This is a genomic window from uncultured Lactobacillus sp. (genome assembly GCF_948948975.1).
Taxonomy (GTDB): Bacteria; Bacillota; Bacilli; order Lactobacillales; family Lactobacillaceae; genus Lactobacillus.
The window spans coordinates 103,549-121,650 of record NZ_CARBVX010000002.1; the positions used below are offsets into that span (position 1 = coordinate 103,549).

At 32.8% G+C, this 18,102-nt stretch carries 22 protein-coding genes; 13 read left to right on the plus strand and 9 right to left on the minus strand.

The features are described from left to right. Window positions 1-3 precede the first annotated feature (3 nt). Complete coding sequence (locus tag Q9R40_RS01500) at window positions 4-135, minus strand: hypothetical protein (RefSeq protein ID WP_304676036.1); 132 nt, start codon at window positions 133-135, stop codon at window positions 4-6. A gap of 143 nt (window positions 136-278) precedes the next feature. Between Q9R40_RS01500 and Q9R40_RS01505 the strand changes: the two genes are divergently transcribed. The 10 genes from Q9R40_RS01505 to fni all read left to right on the plus strand — a co-directional run bounded on the left by Q9R40_RS01505 (window position 279) and on the right by fni (window position 7,114). Further along, window positions 279-656 (plus strand): helix-turn-helix transcriptional regulator, encoded by a 378-nt coding sequence (locus Q9R40_RS01505; RefSeq protein WP_304676037.1) that lies wholly within the window; start codon window positions 279-281, stop codon window positions 654-656. A 15-nt stretch (window positions 657-671) separates the two neighbouring features. Continuing rightward, entirely contained in the window at window positions 672-1,079 is a 408-nt protein-coding gene (locus Q9R40_RS01510) for an ImmA/IrrE family metallo-endopeptidase (RefSeq protein ID WP_304676038.1), read from the plus strand. A 37-nt stretch (window positions 1,080-1,116) separates the two neighbouring features. Continuing rightward, window positions 1,117-1,608, plus strand: coding sequence for a hypothetical protein (locus Q9R40_RS01515; RefSeq protein ID WP_304676039.1), 492 nt, complete (start codon window positions 1,117-1,119; stop codon window positions 1,606-1,608). 1 nt (window position 1,609) lies between these two features. Then, entirely contained in the window at window positions 1,610-1,975 is a 366-nt protein-coding gene (locus tag Q9R40_RS01520) for a hypothetical protein (RefSeq protein WP_304676040.1), read from the plus strand. A gap of 116 nt (window positions 1,976-2,091) precedes the next feature. After that, a complete protein-coding gene (locus Q9R40_RS01525) occupies window positions 2,092-2,637 on the plus strand; it encodes an SHOCT domain-containing protein (protein WP_304676041.1) in 546 nt (181 codons plus the stop codon). 71 nt (window positions 2,638-2,708) lie between these two features. Then, window positions 2,709-3,461 (plus strand): Arm DNA-binding domain-containing protein, encoded by a 753-nt coding sequence (locus tag Q9R40_RS01530; protein ID WP_304676042.1) that lies wholly within the window; start codon window positions 2,709-2,711, stop codon window positions 3,459-3,461. 35 nt (window positions 3,462-3,496) lie between these two features. Beyond that, window positions 3,497-3,862, plus strand: coding sequence for a tyrosine-type recombinase/integrase (locus tag Q9R40_RS01535; RefSeq protein ID WP_370648954.1), 366 nt, complete (start codon window positions 3,497-3,499; stop codon window positions 3,860-3,862). Between the two features lie 140 nt (window positions 3,863-4,002). Then, complete coding sequence (mvaD, locus tag Q9R40_RS01540) at window positions 4,003-4,968, plus strand: diphosphomevalonate decarboxylase (protein ID WP_304676043.1); 966 nt, start codon at window positions 4,003-4,005, stop codon at window positions 4,966-4,968. A gap of 34 nt (window positions 4,969-5,002) precedes the next feature. Next, window positions 5,003-6,076, plus strand: a complete 1,074-nt coding sequence (locus Q9R40_RS01545; protein ID WP_297940773.1) for a phosphomevalonate kinase — start codon at window positions 5,003-5,005, stop codon at window positions 6,074-6,076. A gap of 12 nt (window positions 6,077-6,088) precedes the next feature. Next, entirely contained in the window at window positions 6,089-7,114 is a 1,026-nt protein-coding gene (gene fni / locus Q9R40_RS01550; RefSeq protein ID WP_304676044.1) for a type 2 isopentenyl-diphosphate Delta-isomerase, read from the plus strand. 190 nt (window positions 7,115-7,304) lie between these two features. Here the strand turns inward: fni and Q9R40_RS01555 are convergent, their stop codons facing one another. Together Q9R40_RS01555 and Q9R40_RS01560 are read right to left on the minus strand one after the other, a co-directional pair. Next, window positions 7,305-8,888: an ABC transporter ATP-binding protein gene (locus tag Q9R40_RS01555; protein WP_304676045.1), complete on the minus strand. Its 1,584-nt coding sequence runs from the start codon at window positions 8,886-8,888 to the stop codon at window positions 7,305-7,307. Further along, a complete protein-coding gene (locus Q9R40_RS01560; RefSeq protein ID WP_304676046.1) occupies window positions 8,888-10,468 on the minus strand; it encodes an ABC transporter ATP-binding protein in 1,581 nt (526 codons plus the stop codon). The genes Q9R40_RS01555 and Q9R40_RS01560 overlap by 1 nt, the downstream gene beginning before the upstream one ends. 348 nt (window positions 10,469-10,816) lie before the next feature. Here Q9R40_RS01560 and Q9R40_RS01565 point away from each other — a divergent pair, with 348 nt between their 5' ends. Together Q9R40_RS01565 and Q9R40_RS01570 are read left to right on the plus strand one after the other, a co-directional pair. After that, on the plus strand, window positions 10,817-12,031 hold the full coding sequence (locus Q9R40_RS01565) for an MFS transporter (protein WP_304676047.1): 1,215 nt from the start codon (window positions 10,817-10,819) through the stop codon (window positions 12,029-12,031). 128 nt (window positions 12,032-12,159) lie between these two features. Beyond that, the gene (locus Q9R40_RS01570) at window positions 12,160-12,969 is read left to right on the plus strand and encodes an aminoglycoside N(3)-acetyltransferase (RefSeq protein WP_304676048.1); all 810 of its coding nucleotides are present in this window, start codon (window positions 12,160-12,162) and stop codon (window positions 12,967-12,969) included. A 68-nt stretch (window positions 12,970-13,037) separates the two neighbouring features. On the opposite strand, the gene rbsU is transcribed toward Q9R40_RS01570, so the two are convergent. The 3 genes from rbsU to Q9R40_RS01585 form a co-directional block, all read right to left on the minus strand. Then, window positions 13,038-13,928, minus strand: coding sequence for a ribose/proton symporter RbsU (gene rbsU, locus Q9R40_RS01575; RefSeq protein WP_297940654.1), 891 nt, complete (start codon window positions 13,926-13,928; stop codon window positions 13,038-13,040). A 75-nt stretch (window positions 13,929-14,003) separates the two neighbouring features. Next, the gene (gene rbsD / locus Q9R40_RS01580) at window positions 14,004-14,399 is read right to left on the minus strand and encodes a D-ribose pyranase (protein ID WP_297940652.1); all 396 of its coding nucleotides are present in this window, start codon (window positions 14,397-14,399) and stop codon (window positions 14,004-14,006) included. Window positions 14,400-14,615: 216 nt separating this feature from the next. Continuing rightward, entirely contained in the window at window positions 14,616-14,762 is a 147-nt protein-coding gene (locus tag Q9R40_RS01585; RefSeq protein ID WP_297940650.1) for a hypothetical protein, read from the minus strand. A 326-nt stretch (window positions 14,763-15,088) separates the two neighbouring features. Between Q9R40_RS01585 and Q9R40_RS01590 the strand changes: the two genes are divergently transcribed. Then, on the plus strand, window positions 15,089-15,940 hold the full coding sequence (locus Q9R40_RS01590) for a bifunctional methylenetetrahydrofolate dehydrogenase/methenyltetrahydrofolate cyclohydrolase (RefSeq protein WP_304676049.1): 852 nt from the start codon (window positions 15,089-15,091) through the stop codon (window positions 15,938-15,940). 140 nt (window positions 15,941-16,080) lie between these two features. Here Q9R40_RS01590 and Q9R40_RS01595 read toward each other — a convergent pair whose 3' ends face one another. Genes Q9R40_RS01595 through Q9R40_RS01605 form a run of 3 tightly spaced genes read right to left on the minus strand, consistent with a single transcriptional unit; the run spans window position 16,081 to window position 18,097 of the window. Then, a complete protein-coding gene (locus tag Q9R40_RS01595; RefSeq protein ID WP_300724407.1) occupies window positions 16,081-16,530 on the minus strand; it encodes an ASCH domain-containing protein in 450 nt (149 codons plus the stop codon). Beyond that, window positions 16,523-17,305 (minus strand): nucleoside phosphorylase, encoded by a 783-nt coding sequence (locus Q9R40_RS01600; protein ID WP_297940645.1) that lies wholly within the window; start codon window positions 17,303-17,305, stop codon window positions 16,523-16,525. The genes Q9R40_RS01595 and Q9R40_RS01600 overlap by 8 nt, the downstream gene beginning before the upstream one ends. Before the next feature lie 12 nt (window positions 17,306-17,317). Further along, window positions 17,318-18,097, minus strand: coding sequence for a nucleoside phosphorylase (locus tag Q9R40_RS01605; RefSeq protein WP_304676050.1), 780 nt, complete (start codon window positions 18,095-18,097; stop codon window positions 17,318-17,320). Window positions 18,098-18,102 lie beyond the last annotated feature (5 nt).

The window sequence follows — 18,102 nt, forward strand, 5'->3', positions numbered from 1 at the left end:
AAGCTAGTTCTTGTTACCAAGTTCTCGCTTGAGTTTTTTGTTTTCTAGCTCTTGGTTAATAGCTTTAGCTCTTTCAAATCGTACCTTGTAGAAGCCATATGCTAAGCCAAGGGCTATTATTATGCTCTCAATCATGCCTTTCTCCTTTCTAGTGTTAAGGTCTTGCTTGACCTTACATAAATATAATACACCGGATTAAATCGGAATACAAGCTTTTTTTCGTATTTTTTTGAAAAAATGGTAAAATATAGTTGAATTTAATTCGGAGGAAAATCGATATGGGGCGTAGCAACTTAACACCTAGTGAATTAGAAGCTAAGAAAATTATATCGTCAAATTTAAATAATCTTCTCTTACAAAGTGGATTAAAGAAAATAGATATCCAAAAAGAAACGAATATTCCAAGAAGTACTATTAGTGACTATTTTGGTGGGAAAACTCTCCCATCTGAAGAAAACGTTGAAAAACTCGCTAAATTCTTTAAAGTAGACAAATCAGAAATAGACCCACGTTTTGCTACTAAGCCTAAAACAATGGCTGATAACCATGACCTCGATGCCATGCTTGACAACGCCCACTCTTACGATGGTAAACCACTAGATGACCATGATCGTGAGCTAATTAGACAATATTTAAAGGCTCTTCTTAATAAATAGATCAAGGTGAGTATTATGGATAGCCATTTAAAATACTTACTTAAAAAATATAATCTTCATCTTCAATATGGTCCCTCTCACGAAAAAGGATGCATTGTAAAAACTCCTGACGGCTTTCCCGACTTATTAATGGTCAAAGAAGGATTATCAGATGAAGAAACTGAAAAAGTTATCTTACATGAAGTTGGACATGCTAAAAACGATGACTATAGCCACCGTGATTATAAATATAGCTATGTTACGAGAGTAGTTTGTGAAGATTGTGCTGATGATTTCGTTATAAAGGAAAGAATCAGACAATTTATTGCTTTAAACAATGAACCTAGCCAAGCAAACTATGTTGATTTGGCACATAGTATAGGAACAAACGATTACGACAAAGTTAGGTCAGAATTATTAAGGTACATCGCTAAGAAGAAATAACAAGCCTAACTTTAGATTTAAAAAGGGGTATTATTTTATGATATATGAATACGGTGGTATCGGCATTTATCCTAAGCATACGGTTATGGGGGTTGTGTCCTTCAAAATTCTAAATAGTAATAATGAACAAATTTATCAAATAAATATTAACGATACGCAAAATACAGTTACTATCAAACTAAATGTCATCGCAAATATCCTCCCAAGTTTTCTTGATACTTTAGATGGTAAAGATTTTGCTCGAGTTTACTTAGATGTATCGGCTCATGGCGCTGCTGTAGCATTTCAATATATTGATCTTCCTATTTCTCAAATTAAGCAAGAAAATACTAATTTAGTAAATTTAACTTATGAATTTACAGTCCCTTCAAATTTGAGTATTAAAAATAGTACTACAGAAAATTCTACATTCAAATTATCATCAATTGATATTAGATTAGCATTCTCAAATAAGTCTCATCATGAGATGGGATTTGGTGAAACAATGCGTATAGGTACATTTATAAGCACAAGAATTATGGTGAATTAATATGAGTAAGAAAGACAATGTCATCATACCGACCGCATTTACAGACGTTAATCATGCCGATCCAGGAACAGTGCCAACTAATCGCCAGATAAGCGATAATGATGGTACAGGAGGTGACAACATGAACGATAAATATGTCACACATGAAGAATTAGAACTAAGTAATGAAAAAATATTGCATCATATAGATAATAAGTTTGCCGAAATGGATAAAAGATTTGCTGAAATAGATACAAAAATAGATCTAAATACTGAAAAGGTTAATACTAAGTTTGCTAATCAAAAAGTATGGATTATTTTAACCCTAATTTCAGTCTTTGCTTCAGCCGCTGGAATTATTACTTTCATTTCTAATATTCTTAAATAATTTTTTACACGTTAATATAATTTTTTCCTTTTGACACCAAGGCGTATTGAAAGAATTTAATACGCCTTTTTACGTCCAATACCTGATCGACGCTAAAAGCTGCTTGGAGGAAAATGTTGAAAAAACTTATTGTTCGTCGTTTAATTGGTGGTCTATTATTAGCTATTTTCGGTTTTTATATTCTTTACAGAGGCATTAATTTATCTATACTTGGTGTACGTTATAATATTAAAAGCATAACAAGTACAGGTGGCGACTGCATTATCTTAGGCGGTGTAAGTGCACTAGTAGGAACTGTTTTAGCAAGTACGAGCTATATGTTTCAAAAAAAATGGCTTGATTATACCCTTACTATTATTGAAACAATTGGAATTGTAATTTGGATGATAGAAATTTCACTTCCAGGATCTGAATATGGGAGTTTAGTTTGGATAGATACTTTAATAGCGGCTGCCTTATTAATTATATCTATTCCTTGGTCTAAAAATGGTTATAAAGAAATGCCTTATAATATGAAAAAACCAGTCAAAGAATCTCGAGTAATAGTATCTTCATCTAAAGACCTAGATCAAATCACAAAACTAAAACAGCTCTTAGATGCTGATGCAATTACTCAAGAAGAGTTTGAATCTAAAAAGAAAGAAATTTTAGATCGCCTATAACCAGTGTAACAACTGGTTTTATTTTCAAGTTTATTTGAACATCAGTTCCCTTGGAAAGGAGGTGAACTAAAATGCCTAGAAAAAAAGATAATGAAATTTATACTTATAAATTAAAATCCGGGAAAGTTAAATACGGCTTCAAAACATATATCGGTAAAAATGAAGAGAATGGTAAAAGCGTTAAAGTGACCCGTCAAGGTTTTTCTACCAGAAAAGAGGCTGAACAAGAAAAATATAGATTGAAAGTTGCTGGGGGCACTGCAGTTGCCAATGAGCATCAAGAATTTCAAGAAAATAAAACAGTACAAAATACATGGAAAGCTTTTCACGAGTCTCAAAAATTAGTTGTGCGCCCTTCTACCTTGCTACGTAATAACACCATGTATAAAAAGATTAAAGCAGAGTTTGGAAATGCTTATATAAATAAAATTGACCCTGACCATTTACAAAATTGGATTAATGAATTGGCAAAAAATTATGTTGAATTTAAGCCAATAGTTAATTTATTGCATCGGCTCATAAAACTAGCACTTCTTAAGGGCTGGGCTACGGATGATCCTTTTAATCGAGTAATTATTCCTAAAAAAGGCAAAAAGTCCAATCATGATAGCAAAGATAATTATTATGAAGAAGATGAGCTGAAAGCATTCCTCAATGCTGCAAAAAAGGTTAGCCCTAAAATTTATGCATTCATGTTTACTAGTGCTTCATTAGGATTAAGACGTGGTGAAACTTTTGCATTAAAATGGACAGACATAGATTTTGATCAAAAAACCATTTATATTTCTAGAACTGTATCTACTACTGAAGATGGCAAAAAATAATCGGTCCTACAAAAACCAACGATAAGTATCGTCGAATTGACGGACTCCCAATGTCTGATAAACTAGTAGATGTATTGAAAAATTATAGAGAAAACTTTAGTAATGCTGAATCAGACTTTATCTTTTGTAATCGTTCAGGTGATTACTACAATACTTCTATCACCAATTCATGGTTAGATAAAATTTACAAAGAAAATCCTGACCTAAAGAGAATTACTACTCACGGTTTGAGACATACGCTAGCCTCTCTGCTTTTTGAAAGTGACCAAACTATCAATCCACAAGAAGTCCAGTATATGCTCGGCCATAGCGATGTTAAGACCACCTTGGATATCTATACAACTGTTACAAAAAAGAGAAAAGATAGACTCAAGCGTTCAGTAAATTCTCTTAAAATTTAATTTTTACGTACTTTTTACGTAGAAAATAATTGCATAAGAAGTATTTCTTACTTTATAAGTGCGTAAAAGCTTGATAATACAATATTCTTAAAAGAAATTATTTTAAACAATCATATTAATTATTGGATTGAGGAAATTTAATGAAGAAAACTGCGCGTGCCCATACTAACATCGCCTTAATTAAATATTGGGGAAAAGCTAACTCCGCTTTAAAGACCCCATTAATGTCTAGTCTTTCAATGACGTTAGATGCTTTTTATACTGATACTACATTTGAACATGATTCTTCATTAACTGAAGATACCTTTATTTTAAATGAGCAGAAACAATCATTAGAAGATAGTAAGCGAGTTTTTAATTATATTCATTTATTACAAGAAAAGTTTGGCGTTACTGACCACTTTACAATTCGGTCTACAAACCATGTTCCTACTTCTGCTGGACTTGCTTCCTCAGCATCAGCTTTTGCAGCTCTTGCAACAAGCTTTGCTGCAAGCTATGGATTAGATCTTTCTAAAAAAGAACTTTCAAGACTTGCACGCCTTGGGTCAGGCTCAGCTACCAGATCAATTTATGGCGGTTTTGTTGAATGGAAAAAAGGATTTGATGATGAGAGTTCTTATGCGGTTCCAATTGATGAAAATCCCGATCTTGATCTTTCTCTACTAGCAGTCGAAATTAATACAAAGCAGAAAAAAATTTCCTCAACAAATGGAATGCAGTTAGCCCAAACTTCTCCTTTTTATCAGCCTTGGTTAGCCCGAAACGAACAAGAAATTGCAGAAATTAAACAAGCTATCCAAAATAAGGACTTCACTAAGATTGGTGAACTTAGTGAACTAAGTGCTAACGAAATGCACGCTTGCAATTTAACCGCTAAAGAACCGTTTACTTATTTTGAGCCAGAAACTATTAAAATCATTAAATTAGTTGAAGAGTTAAGAAAAAATGGCATCGAATGTTACTATACAATTGATGCCGGTCCAAATGTAAAAATTCTCTGCACCTTAAGAAATAGAAAAGATATTATTTCTGCTGTTCAGAAAACCTTGACTAATGTTAAAATAGTCGTTGCGAGTTTCGGCCCAGGCGTTACTCTGCTTTAGTAATTTGAAAATAAAAAGATTAGAGGAATATTCGTTGATTACAGAACAAGCACCAGGAAAGTTGTATATTGCGGGAGAGTATGCAGTTCTTGAGCAAAACTGCCCTGCTATTTTAGTTGCGGTAAATGAATTTGTACGTGTTTCAATTGCAAAAAGTACAGGTACACGTGGGTTAATTCATTCTAAACAGTATTCTCAAGATTCAATTCACTGGATTCGTAAAGGTAACCAAATGGTTATTGATAATCGTGATAATCCGTTTGAATACATTTTATCTGCTATTAACTTTACAGAACGTTTTTGTCTTGAACAAAAAGTTCCAATGTCTTTATATGACCTACATGTTAATTCAGATCTTGATTCAGCCGATGGTAAGAAATACGGTCTTGGCTCTTCAGCTGCTGTAACAGTTGCTACAGTGAAGGCTATTCTTAATTTTTATGGATTACATTGTACAAAAGATCTTATTTTTAAACTTTCTGCTATTTCTCACTACAGCGTTCAAGGCAATGGTTCTGCTGGTGATATTGCGGCTAGTGTCTATGGCGGTTGGCTGGCTTATCAAACTTTTGATAAAGCATGGCTTAAGAAAGAATTAGCTACTAAATCGCTTAGCGAAGTTTTAAATGAAGCTTGGCCTGGTCTGAAGATTCAATTATTAACTCCTCCAGAAGGACTAGACTTGGTAATTGGCTGGAGTCAAAAACCTGCTTCAACTTCTCAATTAGTTGATAAAACAAATGCAAAGAAAAAGTTTATTAAGACTCAATATGATACTTTTTTAGATGAATCACGAAAATGTGTCCTTGATATGATTAAGGGCTTTAATGAAAAAAATATTTCTTTAATTCAAAAACAAATTCGTTTAAACCGTGAATTATTAAAAGACTTTGCATCTCTTAATCATATTGCTATCGAAATTCCACGTTTAACTAAATTAATAGATATTGCCGAACAATTTAATGGCGCTGCTAAGACTTCCGGTGCAGGAAATGGTGACTGCGGCATTGTGATTGCCGATGAAAATACTGATATTCAAGAGATGAAAAATAATTGGCGTAAAAATGGAATTATGCCATTAAACTTTCTAGTTCACTCAATTGCTTAACAGGAAAAAATTATGTCACAAAGATCTCAAAGAAAAGAAGAACATCTAGCACTAGCTAAGATGTTTTTTAATAGTAATAAAGATAATGATTTTAATCATGTTCATTTAATCCGCCCTGCTCTTCCAGAAAGCGCAGTAAATAAAAATAGTATTTCAACTGAAATGTTTGGTCACAAAATTAGTGCTCCATTCTTTATTAATGCAATGACTGGCGGCTCCGACACTTCCTATATCATCAATCAACGTTTAGCAAAAGCAGCTGCTGCAGAAAATATTCCGATGGCTTTAGGATCCGCTAGCATTCTTGAGAAAGAAATTGATCAAATAAAGAGCTTTGAAGTTGCACGTCAAGAAAATCCTGATGGACTAATTTTTGCAAATGTTAATCCAACTACTGATCCAAAAGTAGCTCAAAAGATTGTTGACGCTTTAGATGCAAATGCATTACAGATTCATCTTAATAGTGTTCAAGAAGCTGTAATGCCTGAAGGCGATCGAGATTTTCATTGGATAGATAATCTAAAAGAAATTAGAGATACAGTTGATGTGCCAATCATTATTAAGGAAGTTGGAATGGGAATTGATCCTGAATCTCTTCGTACCCTTTTGATCAATGACTTTTCAATTATCGATTTAGGTGGAAGTGGCGGAACTAATTTTGCGCAAATTGAAAATGAAAGACGAAAGACTCAAAAATTAAACTTTTTAGAAGATATTGGCCTTTCTACTGTTAAAACACTGCTTGCAGCACGTACTATCCCCGTTAATAAAACTATTATTGCAGCTGGTGGCATTACAAATGCACTGGATATTTTTAAGTCTTTAGTTTTAGGTGCACAGTACGTTGGTATTGCAAACTATTTCTTGCAGTATGCTAGCCAAGATTCTGAGACTTTAATTGCTGCTATTCAAAACTTAAAATATGAATTGAAATTGTTAACTGCTCTATTTGGGTTAGATCATATTTCTAAAACAGATGAAGTTAAATATTATTTGGACACAGACCTTTACAATTTTACTCGACAACTCTATAATTAGTGCTATTTCTTTGGATGGCTGCTTACAGCAGCCATCCTTTTTGTTTTATTATGTTATTAATGTTAAAGTAACAATTTTATTAATTTAAATATAAAAGTAAAAAAGTTCATTAAATCAAATTTTGATCTATACCAAATTTAATTTAATGAACTTCATCCTACTAAATATCCAAAGTTAATTGATATTGGCTTTATTCTTTTATCAAATGAATTTCGCGATCAAATAATTCATGCATTTCTTCAGTAAAATTATGAGCAATAAATACAATTGTCGCTTTACTTTTTAATAATTTGTCTAAAATATCAATCGTTCCATTTTGATCAATCGCACTCGTCCCCTCATCAATTAAAATAATATCACTCTCATGAACTTGAGCCCTTGCTAAAACAATTTTTTGCCTCTGTCCTCCAGAGATGTTTAATTTATCAAGATCCAGTTTTTTATTAATTCCCTCATCAAATTTTTGCAGATCAGCTGATAAATTTACTTCTTTTACTGACTTTTCAACCTTATTATCTAACTTATTGTTAAACATAGTAATGTTTTCTTTAATTGAAGCTGGGAATATAACTGGATCTTGCGGTAAGTATCCAATTGTTTTCAAATCTGGATTAATCTCATTTCCATCCTTATCTTCAAAAATAATCTTCCCAGCACTGGGTGCTAATTCTCCCAATATCAATTTAAACAGAGTTGATTTACCAGTACCAGAATCTCCTGTTAAGAGAATCTTTTCACCTTGATTAATCTGAATATCCGGATAACTTAGTTTTTCGCCATTTGGAAAATTGAGTCTTAATGATTCTGTTTTAATTACAGTAGGCATATTTGTTTTTTGCTTATCTGAAACTTGAACTTTTTCCGCTGCTTCATTTACTTCTTCAATTAGACTCTTTACTCCCTTCATTTCTCCCCTAGCCTGAGAGATTTCATTAATTGCTTGATTTAAATAAAATCTGAAATTTCCCACTATTAATAGAGTACTCATTTGTACTAAGCCATTTTTGACTAAAAATCCAGTCAAAACAAATATGACCAACCCAAACAATGCAGAAGCTATCCCGTTAATCGCATTAAGTAATTTAGTATAAGTAGTTTGCTTAACAGTTGCGTCTTCAAGTTTTTTACTAGCATTTTGAGTGATAGAAAATAGCTTTGCACCAGCTGCAAATTGTCTTAATTGATCTAAACCGCGTAGCCAGTCATTTAAAGTATCTAAATATATTTCATTGTTAGTCGAAATAAGTTTATTAGCTTTTTGGAGTGGTTTTTCAATCAATTTTGGCAAAGCTAGAGAAATGGCTACAATTATACAAATTGTAATTAAGAGAGTCCAACTTAACATAATTAAATATATGATAATTGCAATAAGTTGAACAACTCCAAAAATTAGATTTAGAAGAGAGCCATAGTAATTATCATTAATTAATTCTAAATCATTAGTTAGCCTATTTTGAATTTTTGAAACCGGATGATCTCTATCATCATGGAAATAATGATCTACTATCTTTTCTCTTACACTATTATTTAAATCTTGCGTTTGAGCAAGAAGTAGATATTGGGTCAAACTAAATAGTGCATAAAACATTATACACACAGTTAAACTAATAGCTGAAATTATCAAAAAATTTGGTAAATTTCTTGAAAGAATAATACTCGTCTCTATTTGAACTAAGGCCGTCATCGCAATTGTTAAAAGAGGAGAAAGAATAGCTAAAATTGAAAACAGAAAAAAACGTGCCCTATTAATTCGAATAAAATTTCTTAAATTCATTATTCCTCTTCCCCTTTCTTAGCTAACTTTATTTCTTGATCAAACTTAGCTCTTAACTCTGGTGTAAAATTATGGGCAATCATTAAAATTGTCTGATCAGTTTTTAGCAACGCAGTAATAATCTCTTCAGTAGCTTTTTGATCAATTGCACTAGTTACCTCATCCATTAATACAAATGGTTGATGATAAATTTCACTTCTAGCTAATACGATCTTTTGTCGTTGGCCTCCGGATAGATTATTTTTCTTTAAATTAACTTCTGTATCAATTCCAGAAGGCATTTTATCTAAATCATTTTTCAGTTCAACATTATTAATAACATTCATTAATTGTTTTTCTGTTCTTTTAACAAACATCGTTATATTATCTTTAATTGAAATCGGAAAAACTATTGGATCTTGCGGTAAATAACCCAGGCTAGCATTGGTTATTGGTCGACTTTCCTTATCAAAATAAGTGATCTTACCACATTTAGTCTCAATTTTCCCCAACAATGCTTTAAATAAGGTGGACTTCCCTGTTCCCGAATCTCCAGTTAAAAGTACTTTTTCACCAGGCTTAATAGTGAAATTTGGATAAGTGAGAGTCTCACCTTCATCGTATGTGACTTTCAAATTTTCAACCGATACACCATAGGCAGCTGTCTTTACAGGCTGCTTTTCTTTTTTGCGTAAAGTTAAAATTTCCTCTCTTAATGTTTTAGTTGATTTAACTAAAGTAATTGAATGGGTAATTTCCCAAACTGCTGAAAAGATAGCTGATCCAAATGCACCTGCTACAGCAAATTCCCCAAAAGAAATAATATGATTTAGGAATAAAATTCCTGCAAAAAATGATATTCCTATTTGTGCTAAGGCATTTCCGAAACCATTGAACAAGTAGGAAGTCGTTTGGTATCGATAGTTTTTCTTATTTGCCTTAGTGTAATCGTCACTGGCCTTATGCAGCTGTCTTCTCAATCTCTCATATGCACTAAAGCGTCTTAACTCTTGCAGTCCACCAAACCAATGTTCAATCGTATTTAGCAACTTTTCATTTTTATCATTTACTTTCTTAGTTGCCTGAGCTGTTTTCTTTTCCATAATTTTCGGTAGAAGAAAATTAATCCCTAGTAATATCGCACTAACTAAAATTAAGCTCCAGTTCATAGTAAACAACAAAACAACAGCAATTAAAATTTCAAGAGTTCCACTCAAAATTGATACCCATGGAGTAGCAAAATTAGTAGTTAATAGCTTAAGATTTGCTGTTAATTGATTTTGCATTTTGGAAGTTTTTTCAGCTTCTGAAGAAGCATAGTAATGCTCAATAATTTCTTCTCTAATCTTATGAACATAGTCTTGGGTTTGTCTTGTGAAAGCAACTGTTGCAATTGGTAATAAAACTGCTGTCCCTATTTCCATCCCAGCCTGAATAAAAGTCCAAAAAAGATATCCATTTAAGTTACCTTTAAGAATATTGTTTAATGAATCTTTAAAAAGATATTCTCCCATTGAACCCGCAACTGCATATAAAATATACAAACAAAAAATCAATATTGAACGGGGAACATTAATTTTAACCAACTCTTTAAACGTCATTATTTGTCCCTCCTATTTTTATTTGTTATTAATTATACTAATGTTTTTTTAATTTACAATCATATTTTTATAAGCGGACAAATTTATGACCTAAGTGGTATATTTTCGGACTCAACGAGTATGCTATACTTATTTTATCTATGATAAATCGAGGTGATTACTAAGTGTTTATTCTAAATAACTTAGGATTAAGCTTAAAACTGAACTATTTTCTTTCAGTTATTAAGCTATATTTAATAAACAACCCCAAATTTGATGAAAGTTTGGGGTTTGTTAACTAATATCTAGCTATCTTTTCCCTAAACTTTCATGTACTCAATAAATTTAAGTATTAAAAGGAACGGGAAAATGACTAACAAAAATAACTATAATATTATAAATCTCTTAATTGGCCGGATCGGAACAAATGTTGCTGACTCTCTTTTCTATATGGCAATATTGTGGTACTTTAAAACCCATTTTAATTCACCAATGCTTCTTTCAGTGATATTCATAGCTGAATCTAGCATTGATATGTTTTCGTTTACTTTAGGACCTATAATTGATCGTATAGATATCAAAAAAGCATTAAAATTAGTGACAATTACTCAAGCAATGCTGAGCATAATCATTATTCCGCTATTTAATAATCAAAAATTGCACTTTTTAGGAATTACATTTTTGATAGTAGTCTATGTTTTGTCAACTATTGGATCAACACTAATCTATCCTGCGGAAGATAAGATACTGCCCAATATAGTAGAAAAGAAAGAATTACCTAAAGTTAATGGGATCTTTCAAATGTCTTATCAAACTTTAGAATTATTTCTCAATGCTGGAGCAACAATTCTAATTACCTTTTTATCTATAAAAAATACAATTATTATTTCAGCATTAGTATTTGCATTTGCACTTTTGTTCTACGCGCGTTTACACTTTAAACTTCCAAATGCCTCATCACCTGAAGGTAATACTAACTATTTCAAAGATTTAGTAAGTGGTTGGCAAGCATTACGCACTAATAAAAACATTTTAATTTTAATCTTGCCTTTTGCTCTAACTAACTTATTTTATGGAATATCATCTGTTGGTTTACCTTACTTTGCCACCAAATACTTAAACAATAGTGCACTTAGCTATGGAAGTTTAGAACTTGCCTCTTCAATTGGAGGATTACTAGGCAGTCTTATCGTACAGCGACTTTACGTGAGAGACAGCCAACTAAGACTATTAATTGTCACTTGCTTAATGCTATCTGGATTAGCAATTGTTTTAGAAGTAATAACTGCCCCAATCTGGCCTGTTTTAATTCTAATATTTGCCCTATGTAGTACTTTCTGGATTAGCATTATGAACATTAATTTTAAAGTTCTAGTTCAAGAAAGTTTTCCTTCTAGTTTATTAGGACGAATTATTACGATTAACAGCAGCATTGTTAATTGCATGATTCCGATTGGATCATTTTTAGGAGGATTTATTGTTAAAAAATATGGTGCTAGGACCGCCATTAACCTTGAAGGACTGGCTCAGCTAGTGACAGCTGTCTTCTATCTAATAATATTTTTAAAAAGAAAAAGAGCATAAATGCTCTAACTTAAGGAGTGTTCTAATGAGTAATAAAAAAGTAAAAATTAATAATGCTGAAGTAAAAACAAGAGTAGTTTTCTATCGTCCAAGTCAATGATTAATTTTAATTTAGAAAAGAGATTTTTATGGCGCAAGATTTGATTACTACAGTTACAACAAAAAATGATTTTAAACAGGCATTTAACAGTACTCATCTTAATGCCTCCGACACAGTTATTGTCCATACAGCATTAAGTAAGTTTTATTATGTTCCGGGCGGTCCTGAAACTGTCATCCTAGCACTTAAGGAGACAATAAGTAAAGGAACAATTATGATGCCCTCAGAAGTTTCGACAAATTGTGATCCAGCAAGCTGGGAGTATCCTCCAGTTCGTTCTGATCTAATTCAAACAATTAGAGATAATATGCCACCCTATGATCCAATAACTTCAGCTACTGAGGGGCTTGGAGTAACACCTGAATATTTCCGAACTCTGCCTGATGTAGTTAGAAGTAACCATCCCTATCTACCAATCGCAATTTGGGGTAAAAATAAAATTCAAATAGCCCAAAAACAACCATTAAATCTTCCATACGGCATTAATAGTCCCTTAGATTATCTCTACAAAAATAACGGTAAGATAATTTTTCTAGGAACAGATTATGAAACTTGTACTGCCCTTCACTATGCAGAATCGACAATTAATCGGCCAACCGAAACATGTTTAGCTGCTACTGGTATTGATGAGCAAGGTAAAACTACCTGGACTGAATATCAAAATGTTGATCTAGATTCTTATGATGATTTTAATGATCTTGGATTAGCTTTCGAAAATCAGTATTCAGAGTACTTTAATCAAGTCCGCTTGAACAGTAGCTTTGTCAAAGTCATTGAAATGAAACCTTTAATCGACTTTGCGAGAGACTGGTTTAAAAAGAAAGATAGTAATATATAAACAAAAAAGTAGGAATAAATCCTACTTTTTTCTATTTATAAGTTTCTTCTTTACAAAAATTCTATACCTTATACGATAACTGTCATCGTAGCAGCTCCGATAATGATAGCCAAACCAATTAAAGTAACTACCATTTCTTTCTTAGTCTTCCTTTCATGCAAGAACCAGATTCCGGTTAGAGTTGCTAATACTACAGATGTCTGTGACAAAATAAATCCAGTTGCTAAACCATTCATATTTGGTTGAGCTGAAATTAAATATGTCAATGCAGCAAATGCAAAGAAAAATCCAGAGATAATTTGTTTGTAAGAAACGCTTTGAGCTAAAGCACTTCTTCGGTTTGGTTCTTTAACTTTTAAGTAAACTGCATAACAAATAGCAACTACGCACATTCCAATAGCTTGCGGTAAAAATGCTTTGGATCCATCAATTTTAGCAGCTTGAGGAGCTGCAGAATATGCCCAATATCCAATTTCACCAATTAATAAAATGATTACGGCTTTTCTTAACTTAGCACTGTTTTCATCAGTTTTATGTTCACTCCAGGTTGTCATCCAAGCACCTAAAATGATCAGAGCTAATGCAAGAAAACCTACTAACTTATCACTCGTACTTGGCCAATCTCCTAAAGCAAATACTCCCCATAAAGAAGTACCTAATAACTGAAAGGCAGTTGTAATTGGCATTGCACGCGATGATCCAACCAAAGTAAAAGAATGAAAAGTAAGAATCTGCGCACTAGCCCAGCCTATTCCAGAGATAATTGACCAGATCAAAGCAGCACCGCTAGGCAACGCTATTCCTTGAACTAAGTTATAGACTAAAGCAAAGATAAAAGTACCAAATGTAGTACCAATAATTTGATTTACTGGTTTACCACCAATTTTTGAGGCAATTGTTGGAAACAAGCCCCATCCAAGTAATGGCCCTAAACCAATTAATAAAGCTATTCCATTCATACACTAAACTTTCCTTAAAATATAAAAGTAATTGTAGTTTACATACGCAATTACTTTTATAACTAAATATTTACTTTAAAAAACTACTCCACTTTCCAAAATTACATTAGAATATGGAGTTTCTTCACCAGTTCTAATAAATGCTTTAGAAGACTTTAAATCCTTCTTTAGTTCTGAATGAGGAATAAATTCAATCTCAACATTCGGAACTGCCTTCTTAATAGCTTCTAATTGCTTTGGATTTTCAGTTTTAATTTCCTCTGCAACATACATTTTTTGAACTTCTAATTCTTTCAAGACTTCTTTTAAAACATCAATAAACGATGGCAAGCCTGAACGTACAGACAAATCAATCTTTTCAGTTTCAGCTGGAACTGGAGTACCAGCATCCCCAATTCCCAGCCAATCCATGTGACCCATGTCAGCTATTACTCTTGAAATATTAGAATTCATTACGCCAGTTTTTTTCATAGTTATTAATCCTTTTCTTAAAACGTATTTACTAATATTCTAATATATCTTTTTAATATTAACACTTTTAAAGCAGTTTAGGTACCGAATTTATTTCACTCGCTTCTTCCCCTCTCTCCTTAGTCTTATATAAAAACCACCTAAGAGTTCTTAGGTAGTTCTATACTTATTGGATTATTTTACTCGTCAAAAAAGATTTTTGTATTTTCCATCAAATTATACATTTTCTGGATTATTGCGTTCTGGACTCATCATATCAACATCTAAATGAATATAAATATAATCAAAATTATTTTCTTTAATCCATTCCTTAGCCCTTTCAAAATTCAGAATATTTCCTTTTTCAATCGTATACTTAAGCATACCTTTTTATCTCTCTGTAAAGAAGATTACTACGCATCATTACATGTTCATGGTAAAAAATATTGGGATTAGAAGTATTAGAGTAGACATCGAGCCAAATTAATCCTAATTTTCATCATTAGAAATTCATTCCTTTTAATTGTATGATAAAGTCTATAGCAACTAGAGAGTCAAGAAAAGAATATATTTTCAATTGGAAAATATCTGAAGTTGTCTACAAACTTTTACTTGATGACTTAATAGATATTCTATAGATTTATTAAAGGAACTTTGAATACAAATTTTCTGCTCTAAAGTAGTATTTTTTGAAAGGAGCGCTTTCATTAGTGACAAATATTATTAACGGCCGTCAAATTGCCAAACAACTTAATCAGGAAACCAAAACCAGAGTTGATAAATTAAAAGAAGAAGGGATAATTCCAGGAATTGTAGTTATTCTTGTAGGAGATGATCCGGCTAGTGTAATTTATACACGTAATAAACAGAAAAATGCTGAAAAGTTAGGCATGAAATCTATCTTGAGGAAATTTCCAAAGGATGTCAGTCAAGCTGAAGTTTTACAAGCAATTCATCACTATAATGATGATCCAACTATTCACGCAATTTTAATTCAGCTTCCTTTACCTAAGCATCTTAATCAAACTGAACTAATTGAAGCAATTGCTCCTGAAAAAGATGTGGATGGTTTTAATTCAAAAAACGTTGGAAAACTCTATAACAATGAAGAAGGGCACTACCCCGTTTCTTGTACTTCCCGCGGAATTATGACTTTGCTTCATACTTACTTAGATAAAATTGAAGGCTTAAATGTCACAATTGTCGGCCGCAGTATCTTAGTAAGTCGCCCTCTTCAATCGCTCCTCATTAATGAAAATGCGACCGTCACTATGGTGAGTTTACACACTGATAATATCGATTATTACACTAAACATGCTGATATTTTAGTTGTGGCTACTGGCAAACCTAATTTGATTAAAAAAGATCAGGTTAAACCTGGTGCAACCGTGATCGATGTGGGAATTAATCGAATGGCAAATCATCATTTAGTTGGGGATGTCGATTTTGATGATGTCAAAGAAGTCGCTAAAAATATCACCCCAGTTCCTGGTGGAGTAGGTCCAATGACTATCGCAACTTTAATGCAACAAACTGTCGATTTGGCTGAATGGAATAAATAGAAAAAGACGTTAAACAGTATTATATTGCTTAACGTCTTTTTATCTTCTACTACTTTCTCTATCTTAATTGATTCAAGCTAGAATCAAAGATTTGTTTAATGGTCTGTGAATCATGGTAGTCAAAAGATTGACCAAGATTTTTACTCTACCTTTTCAAAAACTTCACATACCATCGGTGCCTGAGGATAAAATACTTTACCTGCTTCTCGATATTCCCAATCAAAAAAATCATCATGGGCTCGACGCCAATATTCATAACTTCGATCACCCTCACCTTCATGATAGGCGTGCTCTTTAGAAATCAAATTATAAGGAACGATTTCCACTACCTTATCTTGAATGACACAAACAGGTTCTTCTTTACTATTCAAAACAATACTCCACTCACCTGCTTGGGGTATTTTTTCATTTTTATCATAAAGTTCATAGGCAGATGTGGTAGCTGTTTTTATACCTCGATTTACCAACTCAGCTAATTCGTCTGCCTGCTGCGGCGTTGCACCAAAAGCCCATGCTTCTACCGGAGTATCATATTCTAAGTTATGACTTTGACAAAAATCTTGCCAAAATTGTTTCAGTTGCTTATTCATTTTTACCTAATTTCGTTAAAACTTTAGATCCAATCTCCAACCCCGCACTGTGAGATTCATACCCCCAGTCGCGTTCATCATAGTTTTCTATATCAGCCAATGTATCAGCAGTAAATAAAATTTGAGCGAAATCCACTTTTCTGAATTGCGCACAAGCTGCCAAAGATGCACATTCCATTTCAACAGTTGCAGCTCCTAATTGACGAAAATGTGCAACTTTCTTGGGCGTTTCTCTGAAGAAGCCATCAGTTGTCCAAGTTGTAATTTCATCATATTTAAGATTTAAAGTAGCTAATACATCTTCTACCCGCTTTAAGAAATTCTGATTCAAATCGATAAATTGACCTGGCTCCATATAATGAAAAGACGTTCCTTCATCGCGAATTGCCCGTTTGACTAGTAACATCTCATTTTCTGGTAAATCAGTTAACGCCCCCGCATTACCAACAGTTAAAACTTGTTTCACGCCATAACTAATCAACCAATCAAGTAATTGGACCGAAGCCGGTCCTCCAAGCGGTGCTTGACATAAAGTAAAATATTCACCGTTTAATTCAACTTCATAAATCTTAGGACTAAAAGATACTGACTCAAATTCACCTATAGTGCGGTGAAGATGTTGATCTAAAAAAGCATCAATTTCATTTTTAGGAACAAATGCGTAAAGCAAGCGTGAGTGAAAACGAAATGGTGCCTGATCATGATCTGGTTCAATTACTGCATGATGATTTGAGTCAAAGTTTAAAATAAATGGTTGTTCTGTTTTTTCTGTCATAATTATTTCTCCCTATTTTGGACTTAATTTACTTAGAACTTTAGATCCAATTTCTAATCCAATTCCATATGATTTACGTCCCCAACCTCGGCGATCGTAGTTTTCCATTTGTGCTAATGAGTCTCCGGTAAATAAAAGTTGAGCAAAATCTACTTTTCTAAATTGTGCACAGGCTGCTAAAGCTGCACATTCCATTTCAACCGTATCGGCTCCTAATTGACGAAATTGAGCAACTTTTTTTGGTGTTTCTCTGAAAAAACCATCAGTTGTCCAAGTCGTAATTTCATCGTATTTATAGCCTAATTCTAAAATTGCTCTTTCAACTTGAGACAAGTATGCATGCTCTAGTTCTACAAACTGACTAGGTTTTAAATAATAAAATGAAGTTCCCTCTCCTCGAATTGCCTTTGTAGGAATGAGCATTGTATTTTCTGGTAAATCATTTAATGCACCAGCATTACCAATCGCTAAAACTTGTTTAACTCCATAATTAATTAACCAATCAAGCAATTTTGTAGCCGCTGGGGCGCCTAATGGTGCTTGGCATAATGTAAAATATTTATTTTCAATTTTGACCTCATAAATTTTAGGTCTAAATGAAATAGTGCGAAAACTTCCTAAAGTGCGGTGAGGATATTGATCTAAGAAAGAATCAATTTCTTCTTTAGGAACAAAAGCGTAAAGTAACTTGGGATGAAAATGAAACGGTAAGTCTTCAAAATCTGGGTCAAGTACTGCATGGCGATTACCATCAAAATCTAAAATAAATGGTTGTTCTGTTTCTTTTTTCATTCTTA

Coding starts and splice junctions, on each gene's coding strand:
- Q9R40_RS01595 (WP_300724407.1), bottom strand. CDS start 16,530: ATGAATAAGCAACTGAAACAATTTTGGCAAGATTTTTGTCAAAGTCAT.
- Q9R40_RS01585 (WP_297940650.1), bottom strand. CDS start 14,762: ATGCTTAAGTATACGATTGAAAAAGGAAATATTCTGAATTTTGAAAGG.
- Q9R40_RS01600 (WP_297940645.1), bottom strand. CDS start 17,305: ATGACAGAAAAAACAGAACAACCATTTATTTTAAACTTTGACTCAAAT.
- rbsU (WP_297940654.1), bottom strand. CDS start 13,928: ATGAATGGAATAGCTTTATTAATTGGTTTAGGGCCATTACTTGGATGG.
- rbsD (WP_297940652.1), bottom strand. CDS start 14,399: ATGAAAAAAACTGGCGTAATGAATTCTAATATTTCAAGAGTAATAGCT.
- Q9R40_RS01515 (WP_304676039.1), top strand. CDS start 1,117: ATGATATATGAATACGGTGGTATCGGCATTTATCCTAAGCATACGGTT.
- Q9R40_RS01605 (WP_304676050.1), bottom strand. CDS start 18,097: ATGAAAAAAGAAACAGAACAACCATTTATTTTAGATTTTGATGGTAAT.
- Q9R40_RS01500 (WP_304676036.1), bottom strand. CDS start 135: ATGATTGAGAGCATAATAATAGCCCTTGGCTTAGCATATGGCTTCTAC.
- Q9R40_RS01530 (WP_304676042.1), top strand. CDS start 2,709: ATGCCTAGAAAAAAAGATAATGAAATTTATACTTATAAATTAAAATCC.
- mvaD (WP_304676043.1), top strand. CDS start 4,003: ATGAAGAAAACTGCGCGTGCCCATACTAACATCGCCTTAATTAAATAT.
- Q9R40_RS01505 (WP_304676037.1), top strand. CDS start 279: ATGGGGCGTAGCAACTTAACACCTAGTGAATTAGAAGCTAAGAAAATT.
- Q9R40_RS01560 (WP_304676046.1), bottom strand. CDS start 10,468: ATGACGTTTAAAGAGTTGGTTAAAATTAATGTTCCCCGTTCAATATTG.
- Q9R40_RS01510 (WP_304676038.1), top strand. CDS start 672: ATGGATAGCCATTTAAAATACTTACTTAAAAAATATAATCTTCATCTT.
- fni (WP_304676044.1), top strand. CDS start 6,089: ATGTCACAAAGATCTCAAAGAAAAGAAGAACATCTAGCACTAGCTAAG.
- Q9R40_RS01570 (WP_304676048.1), top strand. CDS start 12,160: ATGGCGCAAGATTTGATTACTACAGTTACAACAAAAAATGATTTTAAA.
- Q9R40_RS01520 (WP_304676040.1), top strand. CDS start 1,610: ATGAGTAAGAAAGACAATGTCATCATACCGACCGCATTTACAGACGTT.
- Q9R40_RS01565 (WP_304676047.1), top strand. CDS start 10,817: ATGACTAACAAAAATAACTATAATATTATAAATCTCTTAATTGGCCGG.
- Q9R40_RS01555 (WP_304676045.1), bottom strand. CDS start 8,888: ATGAATTTAAGAAATTTTATTCGAATTAATAGGGCACGTTTTTTTCTG.